Below are 6,474 nucleotides of genomic sequence, written 5' to 3'. Positions count from 1 at the left end.
GGCTCGGGCATCTCGCCGTGCAGTACGCGAAGATCGCCGGAGCCACCGTCGCCGCCGTGGACATCTCCGACGAGAAGCTGCGGCTGGCCGCCGAACTCGGCGCCGACCTCGTCATCGACGCCCGCAAGGAGGACGTGGGCGCGGTGCTCAAGGAGCACGGCGGTGCGCACGCCGCCGTCGCCCTCGCGGTGAACGAGGACTCGTTCGCGGCCGTCAACTCCGGCCTGCGCCGGGGCGGCAAGCTGGTCATGGTGGCGCTGCCCGCGCACGGCACGATCCAGGTCCCCATCTTCGACACGGTCCTGAACGGCACCTCGGTGATCGGTTCGATCGTCGGCACCCGCCAGGACCTCGCCGAGGTCTTCGAGCTGCACGCGGCGGGCCGTACCAAGGTGATCTACGAGACCCGGCCGCTGGACACCGTGAACGACTCCATCGACGAGGTCCTGCGGGGCGAGGTCAGGGCCCGGATCGTCTTCGACTTCGGCGCCGCGGGCTGAAAACGGGTCCGGGGCCGCTCGGGCGGGGCCCGGGCCGCCGCGGCGGCCCGGGCCCGTCGTCACAGCCGGGCGCAGTGGTCCGGGACGTACGTCTGCAGTTCACGCGACGGCCGGGTGTAGCCGGTCGACGGGGGACGTTCCGGCAGCCGCAGCACCGGCGGCGGAACGTCGCGGTAGGGCAGGGACCCCAGCAGATGGGCGATGGTGTTCAGCCGGGCCCTGCGCTTGTCGTCGCTCTCCACGACGTACCAGGGCGCCTCACGGGTGTCGGTGTGCGCCAGCATCTCGTCCTTGGCCCGGGAGTAAGCCTCCCAGTGGGTGATCGACGCCAGGTCCATGGCGGACAGCTTCCAGCGGCGCAGCGGGTCCTCCAGCCGGCGCCGGAAGCGTTCCTGCTGCTCGGTGTCGCTCACCGAGAACCAGTACTTGCGCAGCAGGATCCCGTCCTCGACGAGCATCCGCTCGAAGACCGGGCACTGGCGCAGGAAGAGCTGATACTCCTCCTGGGTGCAGAAGCCCATCACGTGCTCCACCCCGGCCCGGTTGTACCAGGACCGGTCGAACAGCACGATCTCCCCGGCGGCCGGCAGATGCTCCACGTACCGCTGGAAGTACCACTGGGTGCGCTGGCGCTCGGTCGGCCTGGGCAGCGCGGCGATCCGGGCGATCCGGGGGTTGAGGTACTCGGCGACCCGCTTGATCGTGCCGCCCTTGCCGGCCGCGTCCCGCCCCTCGAAGACGACGACGAGCCGGGCGCCCTCCGCCCGGACCCACTCCTGGAGTCTCACCAGCTCGGTCTGGAGGCGCAGCAGCTCCTGCTCGTACGTCTTGCGCGGCAGCCGCGCCGCACTGTCGTCCCTGTCTTCCTTCTGGGCCATGCCGTCCCTTCCGGCTCGCCGACCGGTCCGCGGCCGCGCCCGTGCGGACAGGTCCGGGGCCGGCGTCCAACGCCGGCCCCGGTTCGCGGTTCGGTGCCCTGTCGGGCGCGGATTTCAGTGGCCACCCAGTCCGCCGCCGCCGAACGACCCGCTGGTGCCCCTGGCCCAGCGGGGCCGCGTCGTGGAGGTACTGCTGCGGGTGCCGAGATTGCCGTACCCGTGCAGGTCGTGCGGAAGCACCCGGCCGGGGCCCTTGGGCATCTCGTCCGGTTCACGGTTTTCCTGGACCTCACGGACCGCGCCTCCCGGCGGCAGGTGCGGTTGTTCCTCGGGACGAGGTGGGGGCGACTCGCGGCGTCGCACGATGGCACCCCAGTAGAAACCGCCCAGCAGGATGGCCACGACGGCCAGGCCCGCCAGCAGTGGTCCGAGAGTCAGCCAGCCGCTTTCCGCGGCTATCTGCGCGTTTGCGGTAATCATGCCCTTCCGATACCCGCTGGGATCGGGGTGAACCATATATTCCGCTACGGTCTGCCTGGCTTCATGTTCCGCTACGGTCTGCCGGGCTTCAGGTTTGGCTCCGGGCGACGCGGCTACCCGCAGGATGTGGCATTGACGACATCCCAGCAGGAGTTGTTCCGGTTCCTGGAGGACCGGTTCGCGTGTGCGCAGACGTGTGCCGACTGCGCCCGGGTGTGTGCCGTCCGCGCGAGCCTGGTGGATCCGGGTGGGAGTAGTGAGGAGCGCGAGCTCGTACGACGCAAGGCGATCATGTGCGCGGAGGTGTGCGACGCCACCTGCCGTGCGCTGGCCGAGCAGGGTGACGACGAGGACGAGTCGGCGGTCCGCATCCAGCTGGAGTGGTGCCGCACCGTCTGTCTGGAATGTGCGCAGATGTTCGACGGGCAGCCGGGGGCGGAGGCGTCCGCGGACACCTGTCGCGCGTGTGCCCGGGCCTGTGCCGACTTCATGGCCGCGCTGAGGTGAACCGGCGGCGGACGTCGTGGCCGCGCTGAGGTGAACCGGCGCGGCCCAGGTTTCGGTACCGGCGTCGGTACCGGTGTCGCTCCGGTCGTGCGCGATCGGTGGTGTGCATCCCGTTCCCAATTTCTGGAACACGTTCTACGGTGTGCGCCGTCAGGACCGGCCGAACGGAACCTGGAGGCGCCGTGCACCTCGATCACACGCCCGATCAGCAGCGGCTGCGCACCGAACTGCGCGCCTACTTCGCCGGGCTGATGCCGGCCGACGCCTCCGCCCGCCATGCCGAGCCCGCCGCCCAGAAGCGGTTCTACCGGGAGACCGTCCGGCGACTCGGGTCGGACGGCTGGCTCGGCGTGGGCTGGCCGAAGGAGTACGGCGGGCGCGGCCTGTCGGCCATGGAGCAGTTCATCTTCTTCGACGAGGCCGCCCAGGCGGGCGTACCGCTCCCGCTGATGGCCCTCAACACCGTCGGCCCGACGATCATGCGGTACGGCACCGACGAGCAGAGGTCGTACTTCCTGCCCCGTATCCTCTCCGGCGAGATCGACTTCGCGATCGGCTACAGCGAGCCCGGCGCCGGCACCGACCTCGCCGCGCTGCGCACCCGCGCGGTACGGGACGGCGACACCTACGTCGTCGACGGGCAGAAGATCTGGACCACCAACGGGGACACGGCCGACTGGGTGTGGCTCGCGACGCGCACCGACCCGGCCGCCCCGCCCCACAAGGGCATCACCATGCTGCTGGTGCCGACCACGGACCCCGGCTACTCCTGCACCCTCATCAACACCCTCGCCGGACACGACACCACGGCCAGCTACTACGAGAACGTCCGCGTCCACGTCTCCCGCCGCGTCGGCGCGGAGAACCAGGGCTGGCGGCTGATCACCAACCAGCTCAACCACGAGCGGGTGACCCTCGCCGCGCACGGCACCATGGCCATCCGGGCCCTGCACGACGTGCAGCGCTGGGCGCGGGAGACCAAGCTCGCCGACGGCCGACGGGTGGTCGACCTGCCCTGGGTGCGCCGTCGGCTCGCGCAGACCCACACCCGGCTCGACGCCCTCAAGCTCATGAACTGGCGGATGGTGAGCGCCGTCGAGGACGGCACCCTCACCCCGCAGGAGGCCTCCGCCGTCAAGGTGTACGGCTCCGAGGCCCGGCGCGACGCCTACGCCTGGCTGCTGGAGATCGTCGGAGCCCCGGGCGCGCTCCAGGAGGGTTCCGCGGGCGCGGTCCTGCGCGGCGAACTGGAACGCGGCTACCGCTCGGCGGTGATCTTCACCTTCGGCGGCGGCAACAACGAGATCCAGCGGGAGATCATCGCGTGGATCGGCCTGGGGATGCCCCGGGTGCGTCGGTAGCCGGGTTGTGACGAGGCTTTTCAGTCGGCACAAAAGCGGGATGGTGGGCACCGAACCGTCGGCACGGACCGGAGGGCAGCGGGTCTGGCTTGCAGGCTGTCTGAGGCGGCTGACCTGCTGTTTTCTCAGGGCTGGTGAGGTTCAGGCATGCTGCGCGTTCGTGTCTCTTACTCGATGATCGTGCGTACGGAGACGCGGAGGAGCAGATACTGGTCGCAAGGAGTCCCGAGCCGTGTCGAGTCTCGGACGTCCGCGCCAGCAGAGCTGCTCGCTGCTTCGTCCCCCAGTCTGAGGCCTGTGATCCTCACGCTGAGGTCAGCCCGGACAGGATGTCGGCGGTGCGGATCTGGAGGCTGGCCTCACGGTCGCATTGCGCTCGGATTCACGGATGACGGGGCTGTGGACAGGTTCGCCTTGAGTGGCTCCGCTCCGTGCGAGGGCGGTTCCAATCCCAGGGGCGCCCCGCTCGTGAAGTCTGCGCAGGCGCGGGATGCCGGCAGTCAGGAGGTGCCACTCTTCACTCGCCATGCGCCACTCGGCCGGGCGCCGACGGCGGTTCGCGTAGTTGACTCGGCCCTCGATGACATCGAGGTGATCTGCGATCTGATCGACTCGTCGATCGAACTCAGGCCACAGCTTTTAGTGAGGTTTCGGGCCCGCTGTCCAAGAAGTAGCCGAGTCCCGGATCGATGATCAGCCGGTCGCGCCCGACCCCGGCGGTCTCCAGTGCGGTCAGACGGTCGGCGAAGAACTGCTCGATTCCTCGGCACACTTCCACGGGATCGGTTCGTACCTCAGTTGCCGGGCCATGACGTTGCACGGAGTGCATGACCACGAGTGGGCAGCCCGTGTCGGCGAGTTCCTGGGTCGTTCACGAGTTTCACCGGCCAGCGGCGATGCGGCCAGTTGAGCCTGCACTTCCCGGCGACACCGTGATCACTTCCCGGATAGTTGCGGATTCACGCAACTGCGATGGGTGCACGCTGGGCAGACATGACTCGTCACCCCCAGGCGCCGGCGAGGACACGATGCGGCGTCGGGCCCTCTTTCTCAGACGGGTCCAGCCCCGTCGGCCAAGGGGAGGACGAAGCGGAAAACGCGTCCCTTGCTGGTCCGATGTCCAGCTCTACGCCTTCGCCGTGGCCTTGGGTGATCGATGCGGCGAGGCCGAGACCGCTGCCGCCGGGGGTGCGGGAGCGGGAGGGGCGACGCGGTAAAAGCGCCGCCCTCAGAGCCAGCAGGTGTGTACAACCGGGGAGCGGAGGTGCGTCAGTAGCCGGTGCCGCGCTTGACCTGGGCCCGCTCGATCTCATGGGTCGCACCCTTGCCGTCCAACGTGCGACACGCGTCCTCGATGTCCTGGCTCAGGCGATCGATCTGCTCGCGGCTCAGGGTCTCCTTGACCAGGGCACGCATGATCTTCACCCGCTCCGCGTTCGGCGGGAGCGTGTACGCCGGCACCATCCAACCGCGCTCGGCAGAGAGTTGCCAGGCGACGTCGGACTCGTCGTAGGCGTGCTTGCCGGCGAGACGGAATGCGACCAGCGGCAGCTGTTCGAGGTCGCTCCCGATCACTTCGAAGCGGCCGCTGCTACGCAGGTTGTCCGCCAACACGTGGGCGTTCTCCTGCAACATCTTCATGACGTAGGTGTAGCCCTGGCGACCGAGCCGGACGAAGTTGTAATACTGCGCAAGCACCATCGACGCGCCGGTAGAGAAGTTCAGCGTGAACGTCGCGTCGGTCTTGCCCAAATAATTCTCGTGGAACACGAGGTCCTTGGGCAGGTCGGACTCCTTGCGGAAGACCAGCCAGCCGATGCCGGGGTAGACGAGGCCGTATTTGTGTCCCGAGACGTTGATCGAACGGACCTGCTCGAGCCGGAAGTCCCATTTCGAGTCCGGGTAGAGGAAGGGCCACACAAACGCGCCACTGGCTCCGTCGACGTGGATCGGGATGTCGAGGTCCCGCTCCTTGCGAACGTCCTGCAGGAGCTTGTCGATCCCGACGACGTCGTCCTTGTGGCCGGTGAACGTGGTGCCGAGGACGGCGACGACGCCGATCGTGTTCTCGTCGAGGTGAGGCTCCACATCCTCCGGGCCGATCGTGTACTTGCCCTCGGCAAGCGGCACGATCCGCGGCTCGACGTCGAAGTAACGGCAGAACTTCTCCCACACGACGTGGACGTCCCCGCCGAAGACCAAGTTGGGCCGGTCGACCGACAGATTGGCCGCCCGGCGGCGCTCCCGCCACTTCCACTTCAGCGACAGCGCCCCGAGCATGATCGCCTCGGACGAGCCCTGGGTCCGGCATCCGGTTGTCCTGCCCGGCGCGTTGAAGAGGTCGGCGAGCATGCGTACGCAACGCTGCTCGATCTCGGCGGAAATCGGGTACTCCGCATGGTCGATGAAATTGCGGTGGAGATTCTCGGCGATGATCCGCTGCGCCTCCGGCTCCATCCAAGTGGTGACAAACGTGGCGAGGTTACGCTGCGGGTCACCCTCCATGGCGAGGTCCACATCCAGCAGCCTCATTGCGTCCGTCGCAGCCATGCCCTCCTCGGGGAAGGTCTCCGAGGGAGCGGGCACGGTCAAGAATCGGTTGCCGAAAAGATCCGCGTTGTCACCCTTGGCCATATGACGATTCAAACAGCGCCGGCGCCTGCCCCGGTGAGGGACACGCCAGAATAGACCAGTGAGGCTCCGAACTGACTGCGGCTCAGCGCGAACGGAACAGCCCCTTATTCGAGA

Annotated in this window: 6 protein-coding genes and 1 pseudogene; 3 read left to right on the top strand and 4 right to left on the bottom strand. The window is 68.3% G+C overall.

From position 1 onward, the window contains the following. On the top strand, window positions 1-500 hold a 500-nt coding region (locus FNH09_RS26645; protein WP_152892352.1), incomplete at its 5' end, for a zinc-binding dehydrogenase. A 59-nt stretch (window positions 501-559) separates the two neighbouring features. Here the strand turns inward: FNH09_RS26645 and ppk2 are convergent. Both ppk2 and FNH09_RS26635 read right to left on the bottom strand, forming a co-directional pair. Next, entirely contained in the window at window positions 560-1,378 is an 819-nt protein-coding gene (gene ppk2, locus FNH09_RS26640; protein ID WP_152892350.1) for a polyphosphate kinase 2, read from the bottom strand. A 114-nt stretch (window positions 1,379-1,492) separates the two neighbouring features. Next, window positions 1,493-1,858: a DUF6479 family protein gene (locus FNH09_RS26635; protein ID WP_152892348.1), complete on the bottom strand. Its 366-nt coding sequence runs from the start codon at window positions 1,856-1,858 to the stop codon at window positions 1,493-1,495. A 132-nt stretch (window positions 1,859-1,990) separates the two neighbouring features. On the opposite strand from FNH09_RS26635, the gene FNH09_RS26630 reads away from it, so the two are divergent. Together FNH09_RS26630 and FNH09_RS26625 are read left to right on the top strand one after the other, a co-directional pair. After that, on the top strand, window positions 1,991-2,365 hold the full coding sequence (locus tag FNH09_RS26630) for a four-helix bundle copper-binding protein (RefSeq protein WP_152892346.1): 375 nt from the start codon (window positions 1,991-1,993) through the stop codon (window positions 2,363-2,365). Between the two features lie 182 nt (window positions 2,366-2,547). Beyond that, on the top strand, window positions 2,548-3,726 hold the full coding sequence (locus FNH09_RS26625; protein WP_162469135.1) for an acyl-CoA dehydrogenase family protein: 1,179 nt from the start codon (window positions 2,548-2,550) through the stop codon (window positions 3,724-3,726). A gap of 625 nt (window positions 3,727-4,351) precedes the next feature. Here the strand turns inward: FNH09_RS26625 and FNH09_RS26620 are convergent. Together FNH09_RS26620 and gad are read right to left on the bottom strand one after the other, a co-directional pair. Continuing rightward, window positions 4,352-4,573 (bottom strand): annotated as a pseudogene (locus FNH09_RS26620) (dihydropteroate synthase); the annotation flags it as partial. 422 nt (window positions 4,574-4,995) lie between these two features. Continuing rightward, window positions 4,996-6,360, bottom strand: coding sequence for a glutamate decarboxylase (gad, locus tag FNH09_RS26615; protein ID WP_152892342.1), 1,365 nt, complete (start codon window positions 6,358-6,360; stop codon window positions 4,996-4,998). Between the last annotated feature and the right edge of the window lie 114 nt (window positions 6,361-6,474).

This window comes from Streptomyces adustus (assembly GCF_009377175.1).
GTDB classification, from domain to species: domain Bacteria; phylum Actinomycetota; class Actinomycetes; order Streptomycetales; family Streptomycetaceae; genus Streptomyces; species Streptomyces adustus.
The sequence above is the reverse complement of the archived record's forward strand: the minus strand, read 5'-3'. Positions and strand labels throughout refer to the sequence as shown.